27 protein-coding genes and 4 pseudogenes are annotated in these 26,721 nt (G+C 43.2%); all 31 read left to right on the forward strand.

All coding sequences use genetic code 11. The features are described from left to right. Window positions 1-112 precede the first annotated feature (112 nt). The 31 genes and pseudogenes from M5V91_RS07545 to M5V91_RS07695 all read left to right on the forward strand — a co-directional run bounded on the left by M5V91_RS07545 (window position 113) and on the right by M5V91_RS07695 (window position 26,621). Complete coding sequence (locus tag M5V91_RS07545) at window positions 113-1,537, forward strand: GAF domain-containing sensor histidine kinase (RefSeq protein ID WP_019383124.1); 1,425 nt, start codon at window positions 113-115, stop codon at window positions 1,535-1,537. 2 nt (window positions 1,538-1,539) lie between these two features. Then, on the forward strand, window positions 1,540-2,112 hold the full coding sequence (locus M5V91_RS07550) for an ANTAR domain-containing response regulator (RefSeq protein WP_009334377.1): 573 nt from the start codon (window positions 1,540-1,542) through the stop codon (window positions 2,110-2,112). A 178-nt stretch (window positions 2,113-2,290) separates the two neighbouring features. Next, a complete protein-coding gene (gene eutH, locus M5V91_RS07555; protein ID WP_019383123.1) occupies window positions 2,291-3,550 on the forward strand; it encodes an ethanolamine utilization protein EutH in 1,260 nt (419 codons plus the stop codon). A 63-nt stretch (window positions 3,551-3,613) separates the two neighbouring features. Continuing rightward, entirely contained in the window at window positions 3,614-3,919 is a 306-nt protein-coding gene (locus M5V91_RS07560; RefSeq protein WP_284521960.1) for a BMC domain-containing protein, read from the forward strand. A gap of 13 nt (window positions 3,920-3,932) precedes the next feature. Further along, entirely contained in the window at window positions 3,933-4,433 is a 501-nt protein-coding gene (locus M5V91_RS07565; protein WP_251174533.1) for a EutP/PduV family microcompartment system protein, read from the forward strand. A 161-nt stretch (window positions 4,434-4,594) separates the two neighbouring features. Continuing rightward, window positions 4,595-6,043: an ethanolamine ammonia-lyase reactivating factor EutA gene (locus M5V91_RS07570; RefSeq protein WP_251174534.1), complete on the forward strand. Its 1,449-nt coding sequence runs from the start codon at window positions 4,595-4,597 to the stop codon at window positions 6,041-6,043. Between the two features lie 17 nt (window positions 6,044-6,060). Further along, complete coding sequence (locus M5V91_RS07575; RefSeq protein ID WP_019383121.1) at window positions 6,061-7,425, forward strand: ethanolamine ammonia-lyase subunit EutB; 1,365 nt, start codon at window positions 6,061-6,063, stop codon at window positions 7,423-7,425. Between the two features lie 12 nt (window positions 7,426-7,437). Continuing rightward, a complete protein-coding gene (eutC, locus tag M5V91_RS07580) occupies window positions 7,438-8,454 on the forward strand; it encodes an ethanolamine ammonia-lyase subunit EutC (protein WP_019383120.1) in 1,017 nt (338 codons plus the stop codon). Between the two features lie 12 nt (window positions 8,455-8,466). Beyond that, on the forward strand, window positions 8,467-9,120 hold the full coding sequence (gene eutL / locus M5V91_RS07585) for an ethanolamine utilization microcompartment protein EutL (RefSeq protein WP_009334384.1): 654 nt from the start codon (window positions 8,467-8,469) through the stop codon (window positions 9,118-9,120). Window positions 9,121-9,154: 34 nt separating this feature from the next. Further along, window positions 9,155-10,684 (forward strand): acetaldehyde dehydrogenase (acetylating), encoded by a 1,530-nt coding sequence (locus tag M5V91_RS07590; RefSeq protein ID WP_251174535.1) that lies wholly within the window; start codon window positions 9,155-9,157, stop codon window positions 10,682-10,684. A gap of 16 nt (window positions 10,685-10,700) precedes the next feature. After that, window positions 10,701-10,994 (forward strand): BMC domain-containing protein, encoded by a 294-nt coding sequence (locus M5V91_RS07595; protein ID WP_009334386.1) that lies wholly within the window; start codon window positions 10,701-10,703, stop codon window positions 10,992-10,994. Between the two features lie 31 nt (window positions 10,995-11,025). After that, window positions 11,026-11,678, forward strand: a pseudogene (locus M5V91_RS07600) (phosphate propanoyltransferase). Further along, on the forward strand, window positions 11,675-12,073 hold the full coding sequence (locus M5V91_RS07605) for a hypothetical protein (RefSeq protein ID WP_284521961.1): 399 nt from the start codon (window positions 11,675-11,677) through the stop codon (window positions 12,071-12,073). Before M5V91_RS07600 ends, M5V91_RS07605 begins: the two are co-directional and overlap by 4 nt. A 5-nt stretch (window positions 12,074-12,078) precedes the next feature. Further along, window positions 12,079-12,348: a hypothetical protein gene (locus M5V91_RS07610; RefSeq protein WP_284521962.1), complete on the forward strand. Its 270-nt coding sequence runs from the start codon at window positions 12,079-12,081 to the stop codon at window positions 12,346-12,348. Then, entirely contained in the window at window positions 12,330-12,602 is a 273-nt protein-coding gene (locus M5V91_RS07615; RefSeq protein ID WP_019383115.1) for a EutN/CcmL family microcompartment protein, read from the forward strand. The genes M5V91_RS07610 and M5V91_RS07615 overlap by 19 nt, the downstream gene beginning before the upstream one ends. 1 nt (window position 12,603) lies before the next feature. Then, window positions 12,604-12,924: a BMC domain-containing protein gene (locus tag M5V91_RS07620; protein ID WP_284521963.1), complete on the forward strand. Its 321-nt coding sequence runs from the start codon at window positions 12,604-12,606 to the stop codon at window positions 12,922-12,924. Between the two features lie 101 nt (window positions 12,925-13,025). Then, window positions 13,026-13,976 carry a malate dehydrogenase gene (gene mdh / locus M5V91_RS07625; protein WP_217024666.1) on the forward strand — a complete coding sequence of 317 codons (951 nt, stop codon included), beginning with the start codon at window positions 13,026-13,028 and terminating at the stop codon, window positions 13,974-13,976. Between the two features lie 191 nt (window positions 13,977-14,167). Further along, window positions 14,168-14,359: an IDEAL domain-containing protein gene (locus tag M5V91_RS07630; protein WP_009334392.1), complete on the forward strand. Its 192-nt coding sequence runs from the start codon at window positions 14,168-14,170 to the stop codon at window positions 14,357-14,359. 1,249 nt (window positions 14,360-15,608) lie between these two features. After that, a pseudogene (locus tag M5V91_RS07635) lies at window positions 15,609-16,678 on the forward strand (pyridoxal-phosphate-dependent aminotransferase family protein). Between the two features lie 29 nt (window positions 16,679-16,707). After that, a complete protein-coding gene (locus tag M5V91_RS07640; protein WP_284521964.1) occupies window positions 16,708-16,932 on the forward strand; it encodes a hypothetical protein in 225 nt (74 codons plus the stop codon). Window positions 16,933-17,035: 103 nt separating this feature from the next. Continuing rightward, window positions 17,036-17,404, forward strand: coding sequence for a hypothetical protein (locus M5V91_RS07645; protein WP_284521965.1), 369 nt, complete (start codon window positions 17,036-17,038; stop codon window positions 17,402-17,404). A gap of 122 nt (window positions 17,405-17,526) precedes the next feature. Further along, a complete protein-coding gene (locus M5V91_RS07650) occupies window positions 17,527-18,303 on the forward strand; it encodes a PrpR N-terminal domain-containing protein (RefSeq protein ID WP_284521966.1) in 777 nt (258 codons plus the stop codon). Between the two features lie 200 nt (window positions 18,304-18,503). Next, window positions 18,504-19,150, forward strand: a pseudogene (locus M5V91_RS07655) (sigma-54 interaction domain-containing protein); the annotation flags it as partial. 21 nt (window positions 19,151-19,171) lie between these two features. Further along, entirely contained in the window at window positions 19,172-19,414 is a 243-nt protein-coding gene (locus M5V91_RS07660) for a helix-turn-helix domain-containing protein (RefSeq protein ID WP_284522262.1), read from the forward strand. A 19-nt stretch (window positions 19,415-19,433) separates the two neighbouring features. Continuing rightward, window positions 19,434-20,870, forward strand: a complete 1,437-nt coding sequence (locus M5V91_RS07665; protein WP_019383109.1) for an FAD-binding oxidoreductase — start codon at window positions 19,434-19,436, stop codon at window positions 20,868-20,870. A gap of 43 nt (window positions 20,871-20,913) precedes the next feature. After that, window positions 20,914-21,790 (forward strand): annotated as a pseudogene (locus M5V91_RS07670) ((Fe-S)-binding protein). A gap of 35 nt (window positions 21,791-21,825) precedes the next feature. After that, window positions 21,826-22,218, forward strand: a complete 393-nt coding sequence (locus M5V91_RS07675; protein WP_284521967.1) for a (Fe-S)-binding protein — start codon at window positions 21,826-21,828, stop codon at window positions 22,216-22,218. Between the two features lie 360 nt (window positions 22,219-22,578). After that, window positions 22,579-23,568, forward strand: a complete 990-nt coding sequence (locus M5V91_RS07680) for a tripartite tricarboxylate transporter substrate binding protein (RefSeq protein ID WP_019383107.1) — start codon at window positions 22,579-22,581, stop codon at window positions 23,566-23,568. Between the two features lie 264 nt (window positions 23,569-23,832). Beyond that, the gene (locus tag M5V91_RS07685) at window positions 23,833-24,486 is read left to right on the forward strand and encodes a GntR family transcriptional regulator (RefSeq protein WP_019383106.1); all 654 of its coding nucleotides are present in this window, start codon (window positions 23,833-23,835) and stop codon (window positions 24,484-24,486) included. A gap of 157 nt (window positions 24,487-24,643) precedes the next feature. Next, a complete protein-coding gene (locus M5V91_RS07690) occupies window positions 24,644-25,864 on the forward strand; it encodes a CaiB/BaiF CoA transferase family protein (RefSeq protein WP_019383105.1) in 1,221 nt (406 codons plus the stop codon). A gap of 19 nt (window positions 25,865-25,883) precedes the next feature. Further along, window positions 25,884-26,621: an enoyl-CoA hydratase-related protein gene (locus M5V91_RS07695; protein WP_284521968.1), complete on the forward strand. Its 738-nt coding sequence runs from the start codon at window positions 25,884-25,886 to the stop codon at window positions 26,619-26,621. The last annotated feature ends 100 nt before the right edge of the window (window positions 26,622-26,721 follow it).

Raw genomic sequence — 26,721 nt, forward strand, 5'->3', positions numbered from 1 at the left:
GTACCAAATTTCCTATTAAACAATTGAAAACGATGTTGACATTCTTCGGCATTCCCTTTAATATTTTTATATATTCTGACATTTTTAAATACTTATTGGGAGATCTCCGTCTATGCCAAACTTCTCAGTCGAAGAGCTATGCACTCTTCATACAAGTCTTTCAAAAATGGATGTCGAAAGAATTAAAGAGGTCTCTGCCAATCTTTCATTAATCGCCGATCTGAACCAGGCAAACGTTTTTGTTGATTGTCCTACTAAAGAAGGTAAACATGCGATAGTAGTAGCTGAAGCCGCCCCAAATACTGCTAAATCCGTTTATCAGAAGCCTGTCGCAGGAAAGTTCGCCTATGAAGCTTTTGAACCCGCCGTTTTATATACCCTGAGGACAGGGAAAAATATGTTTCTCAATCGCGCCTTGACACAGGAGGGCAAGACGGTGGAACAAAGCGTGGTGCCGATTAAAGGCTCAGAGGACCGTGTCATCGGGGCACTGATTATGGAGAAGGACATCAGTGAGAAGCTGCAGCGGCAGCTCAAATTGGAAGCGTTATCAGAAGCGACTGAAACCTTGAGCGGTATACTCATTGGAATGGCAGAAGACCGGCCGATCATCCCAGAGGTAATTGAGGAATCACTATTCTTTATTGACCATGAAAATAAGGTTGTTTATAACAATCCTTCAGCAACTAATCTCATACACGAAATTGGCAAGGAAAATTGCAGGCCCGGCGTCCCGCTGATTGATTGTTTTCCCTGTATTCAAGAAATTCTTAACGAGCCGGAAGAGCTCCTTGTAAAAGAAATGAAAATGATGAATAAGGTATTCCGTGTTAAGAAAATAAGTCTTGATCTTGCCGGTAAGTCGGATGGAACCTTCATCATACTTAAAGACCTGACAGAGCTCAGGGAAAAGGAACGGGAGATTGCTGTTAAATCTGTGGCCATACGGGAAATCCATCACCGTGTTAAAAATAACCTGCAGACTGTTGCCAGCCTTTTGAGGCTCCAGATGAGAAGGGGTGTGCCGGAAGAAAGCAAGGTGCATTTCGTGGAAAGTCTGAACCGCATCTCGAGTATTGCTTCGGTGTATGAAATTATTCTCTCGAGCTCAAGTGTAGATGAAGTAGATATTTACAGCCTAATAGAGAAAGTTGGCAATATGCTGGTCCATGAAGCAAAACACGAGCAGAAAAAGATACATATTCAGTATAGGGGACCAAAGCTTTTAATCGACTCTGAAAAAGCTGTATCCCTGTCTCTGGTCATCAATGAACTTATACAGAATTGTGTAAAGCACGCATTTAAACATATGCATGAAGGAATAGTCGAGGTCTGTTTCGAGTATTCGAATGATGAAATTAAGGTTGAAGTCATCGATAACGGTGAAGGGTATTCCCCGGAAGCAAAACCCTCTCTAGGCTTAGATATTGTGAAAATGATGATCGAGCACGACTTATCCGGTCATTTTTTAATCGAACGGGCTGAAACAGGGACTATTGCAGCTGTGCAATTTCCCTTTGAAAGGAAGGCGGAATAGCTGTGAAAAAAAGAATAATGGTTGTGGAGGATGAATCGATTGTCCGCATGGACTTAAGCTTGATGCTACAGGACGCTGGATATGAAGTAGTTGCTGAGGCAGGCGATGGTGAAAGAGCGGTCGAGCTTGCTCTTTCATTAAAGCCTGATTTAATCCTGATGGATATCAAGATGCCTAATCTGAATGGACTAAAAGCAAGTGAAATCATTTCCAATAAAATCAATACACCCATCCTGATCCTAACAGCATACAGTCAGCGGGAATATATTGATAAAGCCAAACAGGCAAATATACTCGGCTACCTTGTTAAGCCTGTTAATGAAGCCAGTCTGATTCCAGCTGTTGAAATTGCGCTCAGGCAGGCTGAGAATGCAAATGCATTCCGGGAACAGGTGGAATCCATGAATCAAAAATTAAATGAAAGAAAAATAGTTGAAAAAGCAAAAGGCATTTTAATGCAAAAGTTTAACATGCATGAAGAAGATGCTTTTAAGAAAATGCGAAAGATCAGCATGAACAAACAGGTTACACTGGAAAATGTGGCAAAGCGTATCATAGTAAAATATAACGCTTAATATCTTTTACAAGTGGATAGAACAGGCAAAGGTGCCATGCGTCTGCAAAAGCTGACGTGCGGCACCTTTTTGTCTTTTTACCTATTTTTTTACTATCAAACTGCTGTTTATCCTATGTTCTTGTAAAGAAGCTGCAGGATTCCGTTAACATATAAAACTTTTTAGGGAGGGATTTATGATGGAAATGGTAGGTAAAATCGTTATTTACATTATCATGGCCTGTGCTGTGGCTGGAGCTTTTGCAGCCATCCGCAACAGTGATGAGGGGTTAGGCAAGCAATTTATGGAGGGGCTTCATGCTGTTGGCCACATTTTTGTACCGGCTGCCGGGATAATGGCTTCCATTCCATATTTATCGTGGTTTATCGATAAGGTCTGCGGTCCATTTTTTGCTGCGATCGGGGCAGATCCTGCAATAGCTGCAACTGCCATATTGGCAACCGATATGGGCGGCTACCAGTTAGCTGAAGTGTTAAAGCAAACACAGGAAGGCTGGATCATGGCGATGATTGTCGGTTTTATGGCGGGGGCAACCATTGTTTTCTCCATACCGATGGGCCTGGCTATGCTTGATAAGAGAGACCATAAATATATGGCTCTCGGGGTGATGTCAGGCGTTCTGACCATTCCAATCGGTGCTTTCATTTCAAGTGTGATTATTGCGGTTTCCAGCTCAAGTTTCAGGGATTTCATTTCCACCTCCGGCGAGGCGAAATATCAGTTCGCGCTTGGTTTGGGACAAATCTTATTGAATTTAAGTCCGCTTTTAATCTTTGTTGTCCTGATTGCACTGGGGTTATATTTCCTGCCGGATTTAATGATCAACGGGTTCATGTGGTTTGGACGTATTTTAGATGCGGGAATTAAGCTGGTTTTGGTATTTTCCATCGTGGAAATTTTTACTGGATTATTCACAACAGTATTTGGAGGATGGGGCTTCCACCCAATCATGGCGGATTCGGAGGATCAGTTCCGGGCGCTTGAGACTGCCGGCTATATTGGAATCATGCTTGCCGGTGCATTTCCGATGGTTTATCTTCTTCAAAAGTATGCCGGCGGCCCGCTGGAGGCACTTGGCAGTAAAGTGGGATTAAGCAAGGAAGGCAGTGCAGGGATAGTTGCCACAATCGCGAACATCCTTGCGATGTTTAAATTGGTCAGAACAATGCCGCCTAAAGATAAAGTCATTAATATTTCCTTTGCAGTCTGTGCCGCCTTTTTACTTGGTGACCATTTATCCTTTACAGCAAATTTCCAGCCAACATTAATCCTTCCGATTATAGCCGGTAAAATTTCTGCTGGAATCATCGGAATTGGTTTAGCATACTGGCTGTCTGTACCTAAGGCTTTGGAATTGGAGAAAAAAGACCGTGAATCTGGCATTATCGGAAAAGATGAATATTTAACGAAAGAAGAAAAGGTTAAAAAAGCAATATAAGCAGGAGTCACCTGGGAGGGCCTAAGCAATGAATGAAGAAAAAAACGATTTATTCAAGAATTTGTGCCGGGAAAACAAGTAACACTCAGCCACTTAATCGCAAATCCCGATCCGGATATGTTTGAAAAACTGGGGATCCAGCAGGCAGGAGCGTTAGGTATTTTAACACTGACACCAAGTGAAACGGTTATCATTGCAGGAGATCTGGCGACCAAAGCGGCAGACGTGCAGATCGGTTTTCTGGACCGATTCACAGGCAGCCTTGTAATTGTAGGAACCGTGTCAGCTGTGCAAATGGCCATGGAGGAAATCAACCGCTTTTTATCTGAAACACTGAGGTACACTCCTTCGGAAATAACTAAATCATAAGGAGCTGTATAGAATGTCCAAAATGAACAGAGCGATGCTGATCGGTTCCATCGGGGCTGGAAAGTCGACATTAACAAATGCTCTGCTTGGCCGCAAAGCGGAAGCGGTTAAAACACAGGCATTGAACTATTATGACTGGATTGTGGATACACCGGGGGAATACACAGAGAATCCATTTTTCTATAAAAATATCATGGCTACGGCACTCGAAGTGACCCATGTACTATATTTGCAGGATTCCACAAAGCGGAAAACCATTTTTCCGCCGGGTTTTAGCAATGGGTTTAATAAACTCCCCATTGGAGTCGTGACAAAAAGCGATTCTGATCAAGCAGATGTAAACTCAGCAATCAGCCAGCTTAGAAATGCAGTTCCAAAAGGGCCTATTGTCATTACCTCCTCTATTTCCGGGAAAGGAATTGAAGAGATACGCTGCCTGGTGAAATGCCATTCCCTTCAGGAAATGAAGGATTATGCAGATTCATTGGCGGATGATGTCGTAATTTTCAGATGAAACCCTTTACAAAACGAAGATAATAGAATATATTTTAAATATACAAAAAAATAGATCAGGCAAAGGCGCCTTGTATGAACAACCAATTAATGGTTGCTCATATGGGGTGCCTTTTTTATTTTCCTGAATAATAGTTAATTCGTTGCAGTAAGGCGGGGATCATGTTGAAGCGTTACGATGCACAAAAAGAGAATATAATCAGCGCAGGAATCGACATCGGAACGAGTACGACCAAACTCGTCATCAGCAGATTTTCTCTCATGAATATGGCTGGCGGAACCCATATGCCGCGAATCGAAATTATCGAAAAGGAAGTGCTTTACCGGAGCCCGATTTACCGGACTCCTCTTCTAACCGCTTCATCTATAGATATTGAAGCTGTAGAGAGGCTTGTCAGAGAGGAGTATACTACTGCGGGAATCCGGCCGGCTGATATTAAAACAGGGGCTGTCATTATTACAGGAGAAACGGCAACAAAACAGAATGCCGAAGAAATGGTCCATTACTTATCTGACCATGCAGGAGATTTCCTAGTCGCCACTGCCGGTCCTGATTTAGAAGGAATCATTGCTGCAAAAGGTTCAGGAGCTTATGAATTATCCAAAAGGACTGGAAAAACTGTGGCTAATATTGATATTGGCGGAGGCACTGCCAATGCTGCAGTTTATCGTTCAGGAAGGCTGTGCGGAACATGCACCCTGCATATCGGCGGCCGGCTGATTGAATTTACAGACGGCAAAATAAATAGTATTTCTCCTCCTGTTCAACAAATCCTTCGGCAATGGGGAGCTGATTTAAAAAGAGGGGACAGCAGAAGTCACCCTATCATCGGAAAACTGACAGACTACATGGCAGAAGCAATTGCCCGAATGCTAAGGAAGGACCTTCTAAAGGCTGATTTGCCTTTGCTTCTGGGACATGATCCAAATTGGACAGAGGAGATAGATTACATCATGTTTTCAGGCGGGATCGGTGAATGCTTGTACCACTTTGAGAATGCTGATTCCTCTCCTGCTCAGTATAACGATATTGGAAAACAGCTGGCACAGTCATTGCAAAATTGCCGTGAGCTGGCCTCCTTTAAATGGGTGGAACCGGATGAAACGGTCAGGGCAACAGTTCTCGGGGCAGGTACACAAACGACAGAAATCAGCGGGGCAACCATCCATGCTGAAGGCCATGAACTGCCAATTCGCAATTTGCCCGTCTATCAGATCCGGTTTGATTACAATTTGGAAAAAGGTCTCCATCAGATTCAAGAGGCAGTAAAAAAGGCTGTGGAAATTTATGACCCTCAGAAGGAGGGACAAAATTTCGCCCTGTATTTAACGGCTCTGCCATATTTGGGCTTTCGTGATATTCAGGAGTTATCTTCAGTCTTGCTGAAATCCTTAGAAGCAAAGCCGATTCCGGAACAGCCGCTTGTTGTCGTATTAGAAAGCGACCATGCTAAAGTCCTTGGCCAGACGATTAAAGTTCAGGAAACAAAGCAAAGTATCGTATGCATCGACCAGATTAAGGTAGAGCATGGAGATTACATAGATATCGGCCACCTGCTTCAAACCAATGTAGTACCTGTTGTCATTAAAACATTGACATTCCATCGGTAAGAAATGGGGGATTATTTATGAAGCTGCAAACCAGTCATTTAGGAAATGTGTATCAATTCGAAAATCTAAAAGATCTATTTGCAAAAGCAAATGAAGAAAAATCAGGGGACCGCCTCGCGGGAATCGCAGCGGAAACCGTCCAGGAAAGAATCGCCGCCAAATTGGTTCTAAGTCATTTAACCCTATCTGATATCCGAGAAAATCCTATGCTTTCGCCTGAAGAGGATGAGGTTTCGAGAATTATAGAAAGCGGGATGAATGAACCCGTCTATCAGAGCATAAAAAATTGGTCAGTTGCTGAACTTCGTGAATATATCCTGGACGATGACACTACAGGAGAAGATTTAAAAAGAATCAGCAGGGGATTGAACAGTGAGATGATCGCCGCCGCCGCAAAAATCATGTCTAATCTTGATCTTGTTCACGCGGCAAACAAAATCGAAATACTATCCAAATGCAATATAACGATTGGATATAAAGGAACATTGGCTTCCCGTCTGCAGCCTAATCATCCAACCGATAATGTGGATGGCATGATCGCATCCCTCAAAGAAGGTTTATCCTACGGCATAGGGGATGCAGTGATTGGAATTAATCCTGTGGATGATTCGGTTGAGAGTGTAAAAAGATTGCTCCATGCCACACATGCTTTTATCAAGGACTGGGGAATACCAACACAAAACTGTGTGCTTGCACATGTAACAGCACAAATGAAGGCTATAGAACAGGGAGCACCTGCCGATATGATCTTCCAAAGCATAGCTGGAACAGAGGCTGCCAACCGATCATTCGGAATTACTGCCTCACTTCTTGAGGAAGCAAATGACATGGCAAGAACTCTCGGCACCGGCACCGGGCCTCAGCGTTTATATTTTGAAACGGGCCAAGGTTCAGAGCTTTCCGCTGAAGCACATTTTGGAATGGATCAGATGACACTGGAATCGAGAAATTACGGCTTTGCCCGGCATTATGACCCTTACATCGTAAATACAGTGGTAGGTTTCATTGGGCCGGAGTATTTGTACAACAATAAGCAAGTCATCAGGGCCGGGCTCGAAGATCATTTTATGGGAAAAATGCATGGCATCCCTATGGGTGTTGATATCTGCTACACGAATCATATTAAGGCCGATCAAAACGATATCGAAGACCTTGGCGTTCTGCTGACAGCAGCTGGAGTGAATTTTATTATTGCTGCCCCAATGGGGGATGATTGCATGCTCAATTATCAATCCATGAGCTATCATGACGTTGCCACGCTTAGGCAGACGATGAATAAGCAGCCATCTCCAATATTCAGGGATTGGCTTGAGAAAATGGGAATCTTCGAAAATGGAAAGCTGAGCAAAATCGCAGGCGATCCAACCATTTTTTCACGATAGGAGTTGAAATGAATGAATCCTGAACTGATTGAAAAAGTAACACGCCTTGTAGTGGAAAAACTTCAATCGCAGCAAACCTCTGATGTGAAAGGGCAAGAAAGCAGCGCAGGAGTAAAATTTTGGCAACATACATCAAACCCCAGCACACAACCATCCAAGATGGCAGTGGAGGTGATCAAGGCTGGAAAAGAGGATACAGACAGTCTAATAAAAATTAAAAGCTATCAGAATACAAATGCTCTTAAAATGACCTCAACAGTTAAAGCAAGTCATGATAAGAACGAAAATTATTCAAAAAAGGCAGGCATTGATCATCCGGCAGATCCAGTAGAGCTGGAGGCACTCAAGAGCAAAACACCTGCAAGAATCGGGGTGGGAAGAGCAGGAACAAGACCGAAGACAGACACATGGCTGAAATTCCGCTTTGACCATGCAGCAGCAGTCGATGCTGTCTATGGAGATGTAAATGATGAGCTTATAAACCATCTTGGACTCTTTAAAGTCAATACGATGGTAAATGAAAAAGAAGTGTACATCCGAAGACCCGATTATGGCAGAAAGCTATCAGAAGAAGCCAAAAAAATCATTCTTGCTAAATGCCAAAAGGGACCGGCTGTTCAAATCATTCTGTCTGACGGGCTTAGCTCAAGTGCGATTGAAGAAAATGCAGAGGATGTATATCTATCCCTTCAGCAATCATTAAAAAGTTTAGGCCTCGATATGGGGACCCCTTTTTATATCGAAAAAGGCCGAGTGGCTGTTATGGATGAAGTAGGCGAGCTCCTGAAGCCCAAAGTAGTTGTTTTATTGATTGGCGAGCGTCCTGGTCTGGTCAGTGCAGAATCACTGAGTGCCTACCTTTGCTATGAACCCCGAAAAGGAACGATCGAAGCTGACCGGATGGTAATTTCCAATATACATAAAGGCGGAATTCCTCCCGCAGAGGCTGGCGCCTATCTCGGGACGGTCATCCAAAAAGTTTTAAAGTATGAAGCAAGTGGTGTATCGCTCGTGAAAAAGGAAGGGTAGGAGGCAGAAAAAATGGGATTAGAACGCATTCACGCTGATATATTGGCTGTTCGGGTGATTCCTAACGTGGACCAAGAGCTTGCAAAGCAGTTTCAGCTTAAGCCCCATCACCGAAGCCTGGCGATTTTCACCTCAACAGTCGATGACGTAGGCTATACCGCACTCGATGAAGCTACTAAAAGAGCTGATGTCGAAGTGGTTTATGCCAGGTCCTTTTATGCGGGTGCTGCTCATGCTTCTGGGCCATTATCAGGTGAAATGATTGGAATTTTGGCAGGGCCGTCTCCTGATGAAGTCAAAAGCGGTATGGAGGCTGTCCTCCAGACAGCTGAATCCGATGCTTATTTTGAAGCGCTTGATGAGGAAAAAGCGCATGCCATTTATGCACATGTTGTTTCCAGAACAGGGTCCTATCTGTCAAAGGAAGCAGGCATCAAAATCGGAGAGCCTATAGCGTATTTAATAGCCCCTCCTTTGGAAGCCGTTTATGGACTTGACGCTGCTCTAAAGGCAGCGGATGTTGAAATGGTTAAATTTTTCGGGCCGCCTTCGGAAACCAACTTTGGCGGGGGACTGCTGACCGGCTCTCAATCAGCATGCCAGGCAGCAGCTGATGCTTTCCGGGATGCCATTATGGAAATTTCTCAGAACCCTATAAAATACTAATTCTTTCAAAATATCCTGAAAGGAGCGTGGAATCTTGCAATTTGATCATGATCTTCAATCCATGCAGGAAATGCGGGATGCGGTAAAGCGGGCCAAGGAAGCGCAGTTTAAGTATATGGCCTTTACGCAGGAGCAGGTTGACAAAATCGTCAAAAAAGCCGCTGATGCTGCTTATGCCAAGTCACTTTACCTTGCCCGGATGGCGGTAGAGGAAACAGGGATGGGCATTGCCGAGCACAAAAAAATTAAAAACGAAGTCGGTTCCAAGGCTGTCTATGAGTCTATCAAAGATGAAAAGACAGTAGGCATCATACATGAGGACCGGGTAAATAAAGTATCGGAAATAGCTTATCCTTACGGTGTCATTGCAGGCATCATTCCAACGACTAACCCTACTTCAACAGCCATTTTTAAAGCACTGATTGCTCTAAAAACAAGAAATGCCATTGTCGTGAGCCCACATCCAAGGGCAGTGAAATGTACAGTTGAAGCTTTAAAAATTGTGAATGAAGCAGCCATACAGGCAGGTGCACCCGAAGGATTGATTGGATGGATCTCAAAGCCTTCAATGAGTGCAACAAACGAATTAATGAAGCATCGCGACATCAATCTCATTTTAGCAACAGGAGGCGGCGGACTGGTCAGGGCTGCATATAGCTCAGGTAAGCCTGCCTATGGAGTAGGGCCTGGAAATGTGCCTTGCTATATTGAAAAAACCGCTAAGGTGGACCAGTCGGTGAGAATGATCATTGACAGTAAATCTTTTGATAATGGAACGATTTGCGCTACTGAACAATCGATTGTCGTCGATCGCAATATCAAAGAAATGACCATGAGAGAACTGAGAAATAATGGGGCTTATCTCTTAAATAACCATGAAAAAGCGGCGTTGGAAAAAGTCATTTCGCCTTCACCGGGAAAGCTGAATCCGGATATCGTCGGTCAAAGTGCTGTTAAAATCGCAGCCATGGCCAGTATCCAAGTCCCTGAAGAAACAAGAGTTTTAATTGCTGAAGAAACTGGAGTAGGCAAAGACATACCATTTTCAATTGAAAAACTATCTCCGGTTTTTGCCCTTTATACAGCGGAAAGCTGCCAGGAGGCAAAAGATATCTGCCTGCAGCTGCTCAATTTGGGCGGAAGAGGGCATAGCCTCTCAATTCATACGAATGACGATGCAGTGGCTAAGGATTTTGCTCTTGAAATGCCAGTTTCAAGAATGATGGTCAACACGCTCTCGTCTATTGGGGCTGTTGGGGCGACAACCGGATTGATGCCTTCTCTGACTCTGGGATGCGGTTCATTCGGCGGCAACATTACCTCTGATAATGTAACAGCACGCCACCTGATCAATATTAAAAGAATGGCTTATGGTACGAAAGAAATCACCATCCCAAAACCGGCATCATCATCTTCTAAAGCTGAAAAAGAACTAGCCGGCAGCCCGGATGTTGATCATATTGTTAATCAAGTTCTCAAGCAAGTATCGCCAGATGGCGAAGTGGATGCAAAGATGATTGCCGACATGGTCAATCAAGTGATGAAAAAATATCAAACTAACTAATTAGGAGGAAATAAAAATGGCTAGAGAATTAACTGCATTAGGCATGATCGAAACTAAAGGGCTGGTTGCTTCAGTGGAAGCTGCAGATGCTATGGTGAAGGCTGCGAATGTTCATTTAGTTGGAAAGGTACATGTAGGGGGCGGTATTGTTACGGTGCTTGTGCGCGGTGATGTAGGTGCTGTCAAAGCGGCAACGGATGCGGGAGCTGCAGCAGCACAGCGTGTTGGAGAATTGAAATCTGTTCATGTCATTCCTCGTCCTCATAATGAATTGGAGAGCATTCTTCCAAAAATTGATGCTGAGCTTTAATACAAGATTACTAAGTTAGGAGCTTAAATCCATGAACGAGCAAGCCATTCAATCGATTGTAGAGGAAATCGTCTCAAGGCTAAAAGATTCCTCAGGAAAAGATCATTCAATTCCAATGGCTGTCTCTGCCCGGCACTGTCATTTAAATCAAAGAGATTTGGAGATTCTTTTTGGAACAGGCTATCAGCTTACCGAAAAAGCTGATTTATCTCAGCCTGGCCAATTTGCTGCTAACGAAACTATAACCATCGCAGGACCAAGAGGAAGCCTTGAAAAGGTGCGCATTCTTGGTCCTGCCCGCAATATGACCCAGGTAGAGGTCAGCCGTACTGATTCGATCAAACTGGGGCTGAAACCCCGCTCCGCGAATCCGGGAAAATAGAAGGATCTTCACCTGTAACTCTGATAGGACCCAAGGGCAGCATTTATAAAAAAGAAGGTCTTATTATCGCGCAGGCACACATTCATATGGCTCCGGAAGATGCTGAAACTTTCGGCGTGAAAAATGGGGAATACGTTAAAGTTGAGGCAGAGGGAGAACGTCCAATATCCTTTGGAAATGTGTTAATTAGAATCTCACCCCGGTATAGACTTGAAATGCATATTGATACTGATGAAGCCAATGCAGGACTGATTACCGGTAAAACAGCTGGCAGGTTAGTAAGGCAAGAGGAAAGATTATGATTGACCGGCATTTAATTGAACAAATAGTTGAAGAAGTGGTAAAAAATTTATTTGGTGCCAAATCTGCTCCAAATTCTAAATCTAAACATAATATCCTCGCAGTTGGAGATTTAGGGAAAGTCGATCCAAATATATTAGAAGTGTTAGAGGAAAACTGGAATGTCCTTCCTTATGACTTTAGCGAAGAAGCTGAGCTGCATAATGTTATGAGGGTTATTTTTCTTGATGCTTCCCAGGACTTGTTTGTGAAAGGGGCACTGGGCATTTGCGATACACCGGAAAGCGAGCTTCTCTCAGCCTGTATTATTGACTATGTCCCTGTTACCTTAATTCCGAAAACAAAACTTTATAAAATCCTGAATGGAGAGAAAAAACAAACGGGGAGTATTCTTTAAGCTTAATGGAGTATAAGGAAAAGCTGTTAAAGTTCGGGGTTGAAATCAATAGCCTGGAAGATTTTGCAGCGCCAAAGCCTATCAGCGCAGATCAGCCTCTCTCAAAGAAGCTGATCACACAAAGAGATGTTCAAGAATGCAAAATGAATGAAATCCTCGCAGATAAACAGACCATTATAACACCTTTAGCACGCGATACAGCACGGGAATTGGGAAAAAGCATCATTGTAATGGATACAAAAGGGGCTGAAAACACATGGAAATGGGAACGGTAATCGGCAATGTATGGGCCACAAGAAAAGAAGATAATTTAACGGGCCTGAAATTTTTGGTTGTCGAGCCTCATGGTCTTTCAGCAGCAAAATCATTCGTTGCGGTTGACCGTATTGGGGCAGGAGTCGGTGATCAAGTTCTCGTTACGCGTGGAAGTTCGGCTTCAAATATGTCCGGAGATATAAGATTGCCAATTGATGCATTGATTATTGGAATTATCGATTCTGTAGACGTTGAAAAGAAAGAGGTGAAATAGGATGGCAAGAGCACTAGGCATGATTGAAACAAGAGGGCTTATTGGGTCCATTGAAGCAGCAGATGCCATGCTGAAAGCTGCTGATGTTACTTTGGTGAAGCAGGAAAAAGTGGACGCCGCTTTAGTAACGGTTTTGGTTCAGGGGGATGTAAGTGCTGTTCAGGCTGCTGTGGATGCAGGTAAGGAAGCAGCAGCCAGAGTGGGTGAACTCGTGTCAGCGCATGTTATACCTCATCCTGATGAAGATATCAAAAAAGCTTTATTAGATGACAGGAAACCAAAGGAAATGAAACAAGAGCCAGCTCCTGAAGCACCCCCGTAAAAAAGGGAGCCAGCAAAAAGAAACAGATATCTGCGGCGGAACTGGATAGCGTTGAAGATAATTAAAGTACTCCACTAGTACGATGAAATGGAGGAACAGCCATGACTTTTAAGAGAAGAAAGATTGCCGTAATCGGGTCAGGCTTTACGGGTGCGACAGCAGCATTGATGCTGGCCCAAAAAGAATTGGGAGACATAATCTTAGTTGACATACCTTCACAGACGAACCCAACAAAAGGCAAGGCCCTGGATATGCTTGAAGCTGGACCGATTCAGCGCTTCAATGCCAGCATAACCGGCACTTCAAGCTATGAAGACATTCAAGATGCCGATTTAGTATTGATTACTGCCGGAATGCCAAGAAAACCAGGAATGAGCCGGGACGATCTTGTCGCTGTAAATGAAAAGATTATGATCGAAGTTTCTCAAAATATAAAAACATACGCCCCGGAAAGCTATATTATTGTGTTAAGCAATCCTGTCGATGCAATGACCTTTGTCTGCTATAAAACTACTGGTTTTCCGAAAAATAGGGTAATCGGCCAATCGGGAGTATTAGATACAGCCCGATTTAATACGTTTGTGGCTCAAGAGCTGGGAGTTTCCATTGAAGATATTTCAGGTTTTGTCCTGGGCGGTCATGGAGATGATATGGTTCCGCTGGTCAGATATTCGTATGCTGGCGGCATTCCACTGGAGAAAATACTCCCTGCCGACCGAATCAAAGCGATTGTGGAAAGAACCAGAAAAGGCGGAGGAGAAATTGTAAATCTGCTTGGCCAGGGAAGTGCCTATTATGCTCCTGCAGCTTCAATGGTTGAAATGGCAGAATCGATTCTGAAAGATAAAAAACGAATCCTTCCTTCAATTGCCTATTTGGAAGGTGAGTATGGATACAGTAACATCTATCTGGGAGTGCCTACAATCCTGGGCGGAAATGGAATAGAAAGTGTCATTGAAATTCCATTGACTGCCGATGAGAAAAAAGCTCTTGATCAATCTGTTAAGTCAGTACAAAATGTAATGAGCATACTTGAAACAGCCAAAGCGTAAGAGGGCTGACTTGTGAGGAAATTATTTTTTCTCACGAGTCAGCTTTTTTTATTTTGTTTAAACTGTTCACTAACCGGGTACATTGTATTTAACAAGCTTAGCAGCTGCTGACAAAATTTCCAGTAAATAATGATTTGAATAATCTGAAAACTTCTGTTACAATAGAAAAAAGGTCAAGGGGTTGATTTTAAATGGAAAAACGTCTACTTAACTCGCCGCAACAGTCTGAGGAAAACGTGTCAGTGTTAGCAGAACAAGTCCTAAATCAAGCTCTTAAGGAATACCGAAAAGAAAAGCTTCGCGAAAAAATTGATGAAGCATTGACTAGCCGAAACAAGGAAGAATTCATCCGCTTAACAGATGAATTAAAGAAGATTTCTTAGAAAGCCCACAATTAATAATGTTAAAAAGGCAGCCTGTTCGAAAGAATGGGGCTGCCTTTTGTTGTTTAATATATTTTAATGAATGATTGAGAAAGCCCAATTTTAAACAATGAAAAGCTTCAGCATAATTGCTTGCAAAATCCAGAACAGGAAGGAACAATAGCAGTCAAAAACACTAACCAAGGCTTAAAAAAGAGCAGTAAAGAAAAATGGTGGTTAATCTGATGGATTAAAGACGAAATTGAGTGGAGTAAGGCAAAATGGTAGTTAATCACATGGAATAACGACGAAATTGAGTGCAGTAAAGCGAAAATGGTAGTTAATCGCGTGGATTTACGACGAAATTGAGTGGAGTAAGGCGAAAATGGTAGTTAATCACATGGAATAAAGACGAAATTGAGTGGAGTAAAGCGATATGGTAGTTAATCTGATGGAATAAAGACGAAATTGAGTGCAGTAAAGCGATATGGTAGTTAATCTGATGGAATAAAGACGAAATTGAGTGCAGTAAAGCGATATGGTAGTTAATCGCGTGGATTTACGACGAAATTGAGTGGAGTAAGGCGAAAATGGTAGTTAATCACATGGAATAACGACGAAATTGAGTGGAGTAAGGCGAAAATGGTAGTTAACCACATGGAATAACGACGAAATTGAGTGCAGTAAAGCGAAAATGGTAGTTAATCGCGTGGATTTACGACGAAATTGAGTGGAGTAAGGCGGAAATGGTAGTTAATCACATGGATTTACGACGAAATTGAGTGGAGAAAGGCGAAAATGCTAGTTAATCCAATGGATTTACGCCGAAAAAGAGAGTAGTAAAGCAAAAATGGTAGTTAATAGGTAATTCAACACCTAAATAGAATACAGATAAAAATCCAGTCGTTATAACCGCTGTCAATAATCCGAAAATCAGGAACCCTCAAAAAATCATCGTCATAACGGTACCACCATCCCAAAAGAAGAACCCAATTCGAAAATTTCTAACACCACCAGCTGTTTCACCAAACTGTTCCACATCGTTCCAAAATGAAACGCTGAAACACTCCTCTAACAAACAAACCTTTGTAAGAAAGACATTCAACCTTGGCACGGAAATTGCAACAATACTCATTAGCAAGATATAAATCAGAAACGATAAGGGGAGGAAGCTATGTTTGAAGAGAAATTGGATTTAAGATTGCCGGGGCCGGTTCAGGTTCCGAAAGAAATACAGCGTGCCATGCTAAGAAGTTTCGATCACCCCATGATGGATTACCGGAATCCAGCCTTCCAGGATGTACTTCAGGAAACGACTGAAAAGTCCAAAACGATATTCCAGACTGAAAACCTGGTGATTCCGCTTACCTCAAGCGGAGCTTCCGCCCTTGAAACAGCAATTATTAATACGGTTGGCCCCAATGATACGATCATCCTTTGCGTTGTCGGCTATTTTGGTGAGTACCTTCAGGGAATTACAGACCACATTGGCTGCAAAACCGTCCGGGTCGATGCGGAATGGGGAAAAATTGTCGATCCTGAGGATGTGAGAAAAGCATTAAAGGAAAATCCTGAGGCAAGAGCTGTTTTTGCGACACATTGTGAAACATCCACCTCTGCAATCAACAACATAAAAGAGATTGCAGCAGTTGTAAAAGAAACAGATGCCATATTCCTCGTTGATGCGGTCAGCTCGATAGTCGGCACCCCCTATATATGGACGAATGGGGCATTGATATAGTGGCAACTGGAGGACAGAAAGCTTTAATGCTGCCTCCAGGACTTGCATTGATTACTTTGAGTGAAAAAGCATGGAATACTGTAAATGATCATCAGTGCCCATCCTTCTATTTTGACCTTAAACTTTATAAAAAAGGCCTGGAATCAGGAACTGGAACACCTTATACCCCAAATATATCACTTGTATGCGGGCTGCTTGAGGCCTGCAATATGATAGAAAGAAACGGAGGAATAGAAGCTGAGTATAAAAGGCATGCAGCACTTCGGGATATGACAAGGGCAGGGGTAAGGGCTTTAGGTCTTGAATTGCTGGTGGATGACTCGGCTGCCAGTCCAACCCTGACAGCCGTAAAATTAAATAATGCCGATGAATTCAGAAAGATGATGCGGGAAGATTTCCATATCGCATTGGGAGGCGGTCTTGGAAAGGTGAAGAATCAGATTTTGCGTCTCGGCCATATGGGATATACGGATGCGGCAGATATGCTGAAGATGTTTGCCGCAATGGAGCTTGCTTTATTGAAGACCGGATATGAAGTGGAGTTAGGTGCAGGAGTTTCCGCCGCACAGCGGCATTGGCTCGAAAATCCATACTGTTAAATTTCTGGTCCTAAGGAGACGTGAGCCGGGTGAATATATTTGAAAAACGACTCGCTGAACTGGCAAATCTCCCATCAGTTACTCCAGGGGATCAGATCAATGTGATCCCAGATTTCCTATTCGTCAGCGGCAAAAATCCCCTTAATGTTATCAAAGGATTTATCAGACAAGGGTACAAAAACGTTAAAAATCCGGCCAAGATTCTTTTTCTTATGGAGATGCGAAAGATGAAGCCATCCGTAAGTTCTGTTTAGGAAAAGGAATAAGACTAATAGATTGCGATTTGGCCCAATATTTCCGTTCAGAAAATATTCCGCTGAATGGAATGCTTATTGCAGGAATAGATGAGGATATTAAGTGTCTTGGAGGAAGGGGGCCATTCCCATTGTTATCTCGCCGGATTCAATGGCGGCTTGCCTGGCATCCGGATCATTTAGTATGTTCATACCTGAAACGACTTATATTGAAATCAACGGAGCCTTAACTGGAAAAGGAAACGGAAAAATGCTCTGCACCCATCTGCTGGACATTTTTGAGGACAGTTTAATAGGAAATGCAGTGATTATAGGAGGTACGGTTTTTGAACAGCTGAATGATAAGGACCTTAAGGATCTCTCTTATTTTTTTCAGCTTTCCGGCACAGCAGCGGGGATGTGTTCACCAGATGGCCCGTTTGGCCAGGTTGAAGGCGTGATTAAAATAAAATCAGAAACTATTCTGATCTAATTTATCAAACAAATAGACTGATTATTATGAAAACTTACCGAAATTTTCCTTGGCATCTGATAAGATTAACTTAATATAATTATAAAACTTGTCCAAGAGAAAAAGGAAAATGAGGTGAAGCAATGTCCGAAATTGCCATTTTAACCCCAATTGACGCGCTTATACAGGTTTCAAAGGAAGCAGCGAAAAAAACAGGAGAAGATGTCGCGATAAGAAAGGTAAGCTTCCGGAATGCTATTGCAGCTGCTAAAGAATTTGAAAAAGCCGGCACAGAAGTAATCATTAGCAGAGGAACCCTGGGATTAAAGCTCATTGAGTCCGATCTTGGCATACCCGTCGTGCAGATTCCCATAACCGGATATGATCTGCTTCGAACCATCAAAGAAGCGCAAAAGCTCGGACAGAAGATTGGAATAGCCGACACCCGGGATGTTTTGCAGGGGATCCAAACAATTGAATCCGTGCTGGGGTTATCGATTGAAAAGCATTGCGTAATTGTACCTGAGGAAGCTGAAGCAGCTGTCGAGGCTCTCAGCAAAAAAGAGATAGATGTCCTGATTGGGAAAAGTATTTTTACGAACAAAGTCAAAAATAATTCGATAAAAACAGTGATATTAACGTCTGGAGTGGAATCGGTCATCCAGGCCATTCATGAAGCAAGAAGCCTGATTGAAGTAAGGCGCACAGAATTGAAACGAACCAAGGAACTCCAGGCAATTCTTGATTTTATTGCTGATGGTGTAATTGCTGTGGATGAAAAAGGGGTTATTACAGTATGCAATCCTTCCGTTTACAGTATCTTGAACCTGCCATATGATTCTGTAATCGGTAAGCAGATTGATGATATCCTCGTTAATTCACAAATGAAAAAGTTCTTTCGACTGGTAAGGAAGAACTGAACCGCATTCAGGATGCCAATGGTGTAAAAGTGGTTGCAAATCGAATACCCATCAGGCACGAGCAAAAGGTGTTTGGAGCTGTCTGTACGTTTCAGGAGGTTCATAGACTTCAGCAGCAGGAGCAGGAAATCCGTAAAAAGCTCCTTCACCGCGGCCATGTCACAAAATACAGTCTAAATAATATTGTCGGGGAAAGTGAGATGTATCAGAAAGCGATCGAAAAGGTGAAGAAATATTCTCAGGTGGATTCTACTATTCTCCTGACGGGTGAAACAGGTGTGGGAAAAGAGGTATTCGCCCATTTAATCCATAGCTTCAGCAAGCGAACGGAAGGGCCATTCGTTGCAGTGAATTGTGCGGCTATCCCTGAAAACCTGCTGGAAAGCGAATTATTCGGCTACGTCGAAGGAGCCTTTACGGGAGCGAAAAAGGAGGAAAAACCGGGTTATTTGAATTGGCTCATCAGGGAACCATCTTCCTTGATGAAATTGGCGAACTCGCTGAATCCCTCCAGGCCCAGCTCCTCAGGGTTTTGCAGGAAGGGGAAGTGATGCGGCTAGGGGATGAAAGAGTGATCCCCATTAATATTCGGGTAATCGCTGCCTCGAACCGTGATTTTGAGAAGATGGTCGAAGATGGGAGCTTCCGGGCTGATTTGTATTATCGCCTCAATATTCTTGATATCCCAATTCCGTCCTTGCGTGAAAGGATCCTTGATATTCCATTGTTATGCGATTTTTTCATAAAAGAATTGGAACCGGGCATTCGGAGAAATATTAAGGGCTTCACTGCTGAAGCTATGAAGATTATGCAAAGCTATCATTGGCCGGGTAATATACGCCAGCTCAGGAACATTGTTGAAAGAGCGATGATTCTTTCCCCTGAGAAATTGATTGATTCAGAAACTGTTTTAGCTGCAGGCGGGAAAGACTTTTCCAAATTGCATGTGCTGAAACAACACAGCATTAATGAAGTAGATGAAGAAACGAAGCTTCAAAACTATGAGAAAGAGTATATACTGAACGTGCTGAAGCAGGTAAACGGCAATAAAACAGAAGCCGCAAAGATTCTGGGGATCGGCAGGACGACCCCTCTGGCGAAAAATAAATAGTTTGTAAGGAGGAGAAAGAATGAATGAAACAATGACACCGCCTCCGCTGGATGAAAACGTGATATCCCGATTAAGAAATATCTTCGGAGACGACCGGCTATTAACCAATTGCACTGATATGATGACCTACTCCTATGATGCATCCTTTGAAACACAGCTCCGTCCGAAACTGCCTCAAGTGGCCGTTATTGCTCTGTCAACTGAAGAGGTCAGTGAATGTGTCCGGCTGGCCAACGAATTTAAAATACCGTTATACCCGAGAGGGGCAGCCACCGGGCAAACAGGCGGAGCCGTCCCGGTTAAAGGCGGCATTATGCTGGATTTATCGAAAATGAACCGAATCCTGGAGATTGATCACAGGAATATGCAGGCAGTGATTGAGCCGGGAGTCATCCAAAATGATTTAAATGAGGCTTTGAAGTCTTATGGACTAAGATTCCCTCCTGACCCGGGAAGCGCAAATATGTGCACAGTGGGAGGAATGGTTTCCAACAATTCAAGCGGGCTGAGGGCAGTCAAATACGGTGTTACCCGCCATTATGTCCTGGGAATGGAAGTCGTACTGCCCACCGGTGACATCATTGTGACTGGCGGAGCAAAATCGAAGGCGCTTAAATCGGTCTCCGGCTACGACCTTGCCCATTTAATGATTGGTTCAGAAGGCACTCTTGGAATTGTAACGCGCCTTCGTCTGAAATTATTGCCGCTCCCTGTCACACGAGGTATTGTTTTATGCTCATTTGAAAGATTGGAAGATGCGGGAGAGGCGGTTAACGCTGTTTTTTCTTCAGGCCTGCAGCCATCAGCCATCGAAATCATGGACTTCAATTGTACGAAGGCTGTCAACATGATGAAGCCTGAGCTGAATCTTCCCCTGGATAATGAAGCTATTCTTGTTTTTGAAGTGGATGGTGCCAAAGAGGAGGTAACCTCCCAGGTGAACCGGCTCAGGAAGGTAGTCGAAAAATTTACGAATTATATAAAGTTCAGCGATGAGCCGGATGAGTGTGAAAAGCTCTGGCAGGCAAGGAAGCTTGTTGGTGCTGCGGTTGGACTTTTAAAGCCGGGCGGTTTCCGGGTGTATGGCGGCGAAGACATCTGTGTGCCAATTTCGAGACTCCCTGAAACACTCCGGGAGATTCATAATATCGCAGAACGATATGGCATCATCTGCGGAATATACGGTCATGTTGGTGATGGAAATATGCATACCGGACCGGTAGTGAACATGAATAATGAAATTGAAATGGAAAATGTGCAGAAACTGATCGACGATATTCATGAACTGGCAATCAAAATGGAAGGAACGACGACAGCCGAGCATGGAGTTGGAATTGTCCGTGCCAAATATATGGATGTAGAGCATGGTCCTGCCATGGAAGTGATGCGGGCCATTAAAAGGACGCTTGATCCAAATAATATTTTAAATCCAGGCAAGATGGCATTGCCTAACTAGGTTGGAGGTGAATGTAATGAAATTGCTGACGGCGAAGGAATCCATGCAAACATGCGTGCGCTGCGGTGCCTGCCGCAATGTTTGTCCTACCTTAGATATCACAGGCAGGGAAGCTGATGGTCCCAGGGGCAGAGTATTGATGGCAAGAAGTCTGATTGAGGGCAATATCCCCGTAAATCAGGAAATCAAAGATCAGCTTGATCGCTGCCTGCTTTGCTCAGCCTGTGTGGATGCATGCCCTATTGATGTTCAGGTCCCTGATATCGTCATGCTCGCCAAGGAGCGAATAGCAGCAGCCGCTGAAGCACCTGTACAAACAGATATTAAAAAACCTGCATATCCGGTAAGGACTTTTAAAGATTACTTCTTTGACCATGTTCTTGCCAACCAAAAAAGGCTTAATACTGTTGGCAATCTTCTGTGGTTTTATCAAAAAAGCGGGCTTCAGTATATAACTAGAGGACTGGGCATTTTGAAATTCTTCCCAGAGCAGATGAGGCAAATGGAAAGAATCACGCCTTCCATTTTACCGCCTTCAGGGAGGAAACATCATGCTGAGTTTACTCCGAGGGCTGATGAAGAAAAGGCAGCAAGGGGCCGGGTAGCCTTTTTCCATGGCTGCATCATGGATGTCATGTTCAGAGAAACAAACGATAATTCCATTAAACTGCTGTCGAAGACTGGATTTGATGTGGTAACCCCTAAAGCGCAGATGTGCTGTGGAGCACTCCACCATCATAGCGGAAAAAGACAGGGCCATTGAAATGGCCAAAGCGAATATTCAGGCTTTTGAAAAAGCAAATGTGGATTATATTATTACCAATGCCGGAGGATGCGGTGCTGCACTTGCGGAATATGCAGATTTATTCAGGGGGATCAACATTGGCTGGAGAGGGCTAAAGTATTTTCTGCCAAAATAAGGGATATCAGTGAGATCATATATGAAAAAGGAGAAATGCCTGAAACTGCCGGCAGAGGTGAAAGAGTAACCTATCAGCCTTCCTGCCATCTGCAATATGTAATGAAGGTGAAGGATGCTCCAGCTAAATTGGTGAAGGAAATTCCAAACTCGGAATATGTGGATCTCCCTGAAAAGAAATATTGCTGCGGGTCTGCCGGAATTTATAATTTATTGCAGCCAAAACTTGCGAATGAAATACTGGATAAGAAAATGTCCAGAGTCAAAGAAACTGAATCAGCTGTTCTAATAACAGCCAATCCAGGCTGTTTCCTCCAAATGAAACTGGGGGTTCATCGTGAAGGAATGGAGGATCAGATTGAAACAAAGCATGTTGCCGACTATCTGATGGAGTCAATTGAAAGGGCAGAATCTGCAGGAAAACAATAAAAGTTTCAAATTGAAACAGAAGAGTGGACAATTTGTTTCAAAAGAGAACAAAAATGATTGATAAGTGTATTGGAAGGAATTCAGAATTTAAATTCATTAAAAGTGTGAATGTCCCATTTAATTTGAAACCGCTTACGATTTTGGTTCCCGGTAAAAAAGTTAATCGAGTTATTTGCTTTTCGGCACAAAAATTGCATTGAAGTTTAATGAAACATGACATAAACAGGGAGGTGACGATCCAGATCGAGGAATAGGTCCATGTCTGATTAAGTAATCTTCATTCTAAGTTGTTTTATAGGAAATAATACGCTTTTAATTTACAGAAATTTAAAACTTTTCTTAATATGGGGGAAAATTAACATGAAATTAAAGAGGATTTCGTTTTTGTCTCTGGCAATTGCATTGGTATTCTTTTTGCAGGCATGTAATTCTTCACCTCAGGGAGCAAGCTCGGAGGAAAAGAAAAGCAGCGGCAACTTTCCCGAGCGGCAGATTGAAATTATTGTTGGCTTTGGCGCGGGCGGCGGGAGTGACAATTTTGCCAGGGCCATTGCAAAAGAACTTAAAGATATTCTTGGTGTAAACATAAATGTTGTGAATATGCCTGGTGCGGCGGGGATTAATTCGGCTGACCATGTGGCAAGGCAGCCGGCTGATGGTTATACCATCTGGTCTGCAACATCCAATCATCCCGTAAATATTGCAGCAGGAGTGGAAAAAAATGATTTGAGCAAATTAACTTCTGTCGGAAGGGTCCAAAATGATACCATGACCCTCCAAGTAAAAAGCGATGGCAAGTTCAAGGATATTGATGATCTTATCGCAAAGGCAAAGGAAAAACCTGGTGAGATCACAATTGGCGGTACAGGTTCAGCCGGCTTTGATGAACTGGTAGTCAAACAGTTTGAAAAAGCCACTGGAACAAAGTTTAATTATATCTCATTTGAAGGTTCTGGAGAGATGACAGCAGCACTGCTCGGGGGACATATCGATGTCATTGCAGAGGAGCCTGGACCATCGATTGCGCAGCTGGAAAGCGGAGATATTAAGATGCTGATTGCCTTTACTGAAGAGAAAATGGAAGGTTTTGAGGACGTTCCGATATCAACTGAAATGGGGATAGATGTAACAGACGGCCAGGGCAGAGGCTTCATGGTCCATAAGGATACGCCGCCTGAAATCATTTCAGCGCTTGAAAAAGCCCTTGAGGAAGCGAAAAATCGCCCGGACTATAAAGAGTATGAAAAAGCCAATTACTTGCACCTTCGGGATGGCTGGCTAAATTCAGAAGAGTATAATGCCGAATTTGAAAAGCTAATCGACACTTACGGTTCTCTATTAAAAGAATGATTGAATAAAATTGCCGAAAGGCAGAATATCTGCCTTTTTGCCTCCTGCAAGCTTCATGATAGATTTTCATAGATTTGCTCGATAGGCTGCTGAAGATTTTTGTCGAAGTAAAACTAGTTTTATATAATCTTGAGAGATTTTGTTCAGGTTATTGACTGCCATTCCGACTGGCAGATATGATCGCCCTTGAAGCTGTATCCAGGATACAGCACACAGTATACAGCAACAGGCAGAGATAATTCATTTAAAGGAGGATAGGCAAAGATGGTGCAGGGCCTGAAATTTACGCAGCCGCTTTATCAGCAAATCTATGACATTATAAAAAAATCCATTTTGTCAGGACAATTAAAGCCTGGTGAGAAGGTCAATGTTTCCCATCTGGCGGAAAAATATAATATAAGCCGGACCCCGTTAAGAGAAGCACTGCGCCAGCTGCAAATAGAAGGACTGCTGGTTCAGGATCAGCTGGGGCTATCTATTGTAATACTGGATGAAACTGATTTTAAGGATTTATATGAAACTCGCATTATGCTGGAACCTCAAATAATGGGACTTGTTTTGAAAGCGATTACAGAAGAGCAGCTGAATTGCATTGAAGAAATTCTTGAAAGAGCTGAAGATGCCTTTTTGGAAGGAAACCATCTACTTTTACTTGAATGGAATGCTAAGTTTCATGATCGGCTCTTGGATGCAAGCCCAAACAGGCGGGCAGTGCACTTGCTTAAGCAAGTACGTTCATTTCTTTTGCTATACCGGGCCAATATCCTAAAAAACAACGAGCATAATAGAGAAATTCTTAAGGAACATAGCCAAATCCTTCATGCTCTTAAAGCCCGGGACGAGATAGCTGTCTACCAATCTGCAGCGAATCATCTGCGCAACGATCTGGAACGCGGAATGAATATGATCTGCGAATAAAAAAAGAGCATCTCCACTCGCCAAAATAGAAATGCTCCATTCTCATGAAAATCGATTTTATTATAACATGCACAGATTATGAATGTATAGAAATGAACAGCTGCCGGTCACATCGGGCTCACTTCTGAGACAATATTTTCAAAATGGGGTGTTCTGAGTGGGACCATTACAAGGAATGAAAGTCCTTGATGCATCGCAAATCATGGCTGGTCCGTATTGCACTATGGTCCTTGCGGATCTCGGTGCGGAAGTCATGAAAGTGGAGAAAGTGAATGGCGGAGACGATTCCCGCCAAATGGGCCCTTATGTAAACGGGGAATCTACCTGCTTTTTTCAGATAAACCGAAATAAAAAAAGCATAGCATTAAACCTTAAAACAAATGAAGGAAAAGAAATTTTCTATCAATTGGCTAAAGAAGCAGATGTTGTTGTTGAAAATTACCGCCCGGGAGTAACAAAATCACTTGGCATTGACTTTGAAAGCCTAAAGAAGATTAATCCTGGGCTAGTCTACTGTTCTATTTCAGGTTATGGCCAGACTGGCCCTTATTCCCATAAGGGCGGGTTCGATCTGGTAGCCCAGGGGATGACAGGGCTTATGAGCATGACCGGAGAAAAAGGAATGCGGCCAATGAAATCAGGCATCGCCGTTTATGATATCGGGGCAGGCATAACTGCAGCCTATTCGATATTGGCAGCTTTTATCCATAAGATGAAGACAGGGGAAGGACAGCATGTGGATATTGCCCTGGCTGAGATCGGGCTTCCATGGTTTACGTGGGAGGCAGGGGCCTATTTTGCAGAAGGAACGATACCGGAAGCAACCGGCTGGAGGCACCGTGTGTCTGCTCCATACCAGGCGGTTAAAACAAAATCGGGTTATATGATGCTTGGATGTGCCAATCAAAGGACATGGGAAAGATTTTGCGAAGATGTTGCCGAAAAGCCTGAATGGCTGACAGATCCGCGCTATAAAACCAATTTATTGAGAAACAAACATGTGAGTGAACTGGAAGAAGATATTGAGGCTGTATTAATGCATCAAGATACCAGACATTGGATTGATCTCTGTGAAAAAGCAGGGGTGCCTGCGGGACCAATCAACAACTTTGCAGAGGCGGTTCAGGATCCGCATTATGAAGCAAGAGGCATGATTCAGGAAGTGGAGCATCCATTAATCGGAAAAATGAAGATGATTGGCATTCCCGCAAAATTTTCAAAAACTCCAGGTGAGGTGAAAACCCCCTCTCCTCTCTTCGGACAGGACACGATTGAAGTGTTGAATGGTTTGGGCTATGACGAAGATTCCATAAGAAATTTAACAAAATCAGGAGCTGTGAAGACCTTGGAAGAAAAGCCCATCCTGAATAAAAAATAACAGAAAGGTCGTTAGTGATATGTCTAAGAATCTGGAAGCATTCAGCAGGGAGAAGACGTACAGTGAACCGGTTTATCTTCAGGTTGAAGGAGAAATTGCATTCATATGCTTCAACCGGCCGGATAAAAGGAATGCCCTCAGTTATGAAATCTGGTTAAGGATTCCGCAGCTTATTGAGGAATGCGAAAATGATGCCAATGTAAAAGTAATCATTTTTAAAGGGACTGGATCTGCTGCTTTTTCGGCAGGCGCAGATATCAGCGAATTTAAGACATTAAGGTATACAGCAGAAGGCGCTGAAAAGTATAACAAGGCTACGATGATAGCAGAAAAGTCAATCATGAATGCATCTAAGCCAACGATTGCCATGATACAGGGCTTTTGTGTTGGCGGCGGATGTGAAATTGCGGTTGCCTGTGATTTTAGATTCTCTGATGAACAGGGCAATTTCGGCATTACTCCAGCAAAGCTTGGCCTAGTATACAATACACCGGGAACCAAAAATGTTGTAGATCTTGTCGGCCCGGCGAAAGCCAAGGACATTCTTTACACAGGAAGGCTCCTGGATGCCCGGGAAGCGTATCAGATTGGTCTCATCGATCGGATATATCCTGCAGAAGCCATTAAAGAGGAAACGGTCAGATATGCAGAGTTAATTTGCAGAAATGCTCAGCTGTCAGTCAGGGGTTCAAAAAAATCATTAATGAAGTGCTTGCCGGGGCCATTGAAGATTCACCTGAAACAGCCGAGCTTGTGATTGAATCGTTTCTTTCAGAGGATTATCGGGAAGGCGTGCGTTCATTTTTGGAAAAACGGAAGCCTGACTTTAAATATTCTTAAGTGGATAGGAAATAAAG

It is taken from the genome of Cytobacillus pseudoceanisediminis (assembly GCF_023516215.1).
GTDB classification, from domain to species: domain Bacteria; phylum Bacillota; class Bacilli; order Bacillales; family Cytobacillaceae; genus Cytobacillus; species Cytobacillus pseudoceanisediminis.

Excerpts from the sequence above, each read along its gene's own strand:
- M5V91_RS07545 (WP_019383124.1), top strand. The coding sequence starts at position 113 with ATGCCAAACTTCTCAGTCGAAGAGCTATGCACTCTTCATACAAGTCTT.
- eutH (WP_019383123.1), top strand. The coding sequence starts at position 2,291 with ATGGAAATGGTAGGTAAAATCGTTATTTACATTATCATGGCCTGTGCT.
- M5V91_RS07565 (WP_251174533.1), top strand. The coding sequence starts at position 3,933 with ATGTCCAAAATGAACAGAGCGATGCTGATCGGTTCCATCGGGGCTGGA.
- M5V91_RS07570 (WP_251174534.1), top strand. The coding sequence starts at position 4,595 with ATGTTGAAGCGTTACGATGCACAAAAAGAGAATATAATCAGCGCAGGA.
- M5V91_RS07575 (WP_019383121.1), top strand. The coding sequence starts at position 6,061 with ATGAAGCTGCAAACCAGTCATTTAGGAAATGTGTATCAATTCGAAAAT.
- eutC (WP_019383120.1), top strand. The coding sequence starts at position 7,438 with ATGAATCCTGAACTGATTGAAAAAGTAACACGCCTTGTAGTGGAAAAA.
- eutL (WP_009334384.1), top strand. The coding sequence starts at position 8,467 with ATGGGATTAGAACGCATTCACGCTGATATATTGGCTGTTCGGGTGATT.
- M5V91_RS07595 (WP_009334386.1), top strand. The coding sequence starts at position 10,701 with ATGGCTAGAGAATTAACTGCATTAGGCATGATCGAAACTAAAGGGCTG.
- M5V91_RS07605 (WP_284521961.1), top strand. The coding sequence starts at position 11,675 with ATGATTGACCGGCATTTAATTGAACAAATAGTTGAAGAAGTGGTAAAA.
- M5V91_RS07610 (WP_284521962.1), top strand. The coding sequence starts at position 12,079 with ATGGAGTATAAGGAAAAGCTGTTAAAGTTCGGGGTTGAAATCAATAGC.
- M5V91_RS07615 (WP_019383115.1), top strand. The coding sequence starts at position 12,330 with ATGGAAATGGGAACGGTAATCGGCAATGTATGGGCCACAAGAAAAGAA.
- M5V91_RS07620 (WP_284521963.1), top strand. The coding sequence starts at position 12,604 with ATGGCAAGAGCACTAGGCATGATTGAAACAAGAGGGCTTATTGGGTCC.
- mdh (WP_217024666.1), top strand. The coding sequence starts at position 13,026 with ATGACTTTTAAGAGAAGAAAGATTGCCGTAATCGGGTCAGGCTTTACG.
- M5V91_RS07630 (WP_009334392.1), top strand. The coding sequence starts at position 14,168 with ATGGAAAAACGTCTACTTAACTCGCCGCAACAGTCTGAGGAAAACGTG.
- M5V91_RS07650 (WP_284521966.1), top strand. The coding sequence starts at position 17,527 with ATGTCCGAAATTGCCATTTTAACCCCAATTGACGCGCTTATACAGGTT.
- M5V91_RS07660 (WP_284522262.1), top strand. The coding sequence starts at position 19,172 with ATGATTCTTTCCCCTGAGAAATTGATTGATTCAGAAACTGTTTTAGCT.
- M5V91_RS07665 (WP_019383109.1), top strand. The coding sequence starts at position 19,434 with ATGAATGAAACAATGACACCGCCTCCGCTGGATGAAAACGTGATATCC.
- M5V91_RS07675 (WP_284521967.1), top strand. The coding sequence starts at position 21,826 with ATGCCTGAAACTGCCGGCAGAGGTGAAAGAGTAACCTATCAGCCTTCC.
- M5V91_RS07680 (WP_019383107.1), top strand. The coding sequence starts at position 22,579 with ATGAAATTAAAGAGGATTTCGTTTTTGTCTCTGGCAATTGCATTGGTA.
- M5V91_RS07685 (WP_019383106.1), top strand. The coding sequence starts at position 23,833 with ATGGTGCAGGGCCTGAAATTTACGCAGCCGCTTTATCAGCAAATCTAT.
- M5V91_RS07695 (WP_284521968.1), top strand. The coding sequence starts at position 25,884 with ATGTCTAAGAATCTGGAAGCATTCAGCAGGGAGAAGACGTACAGTGAA.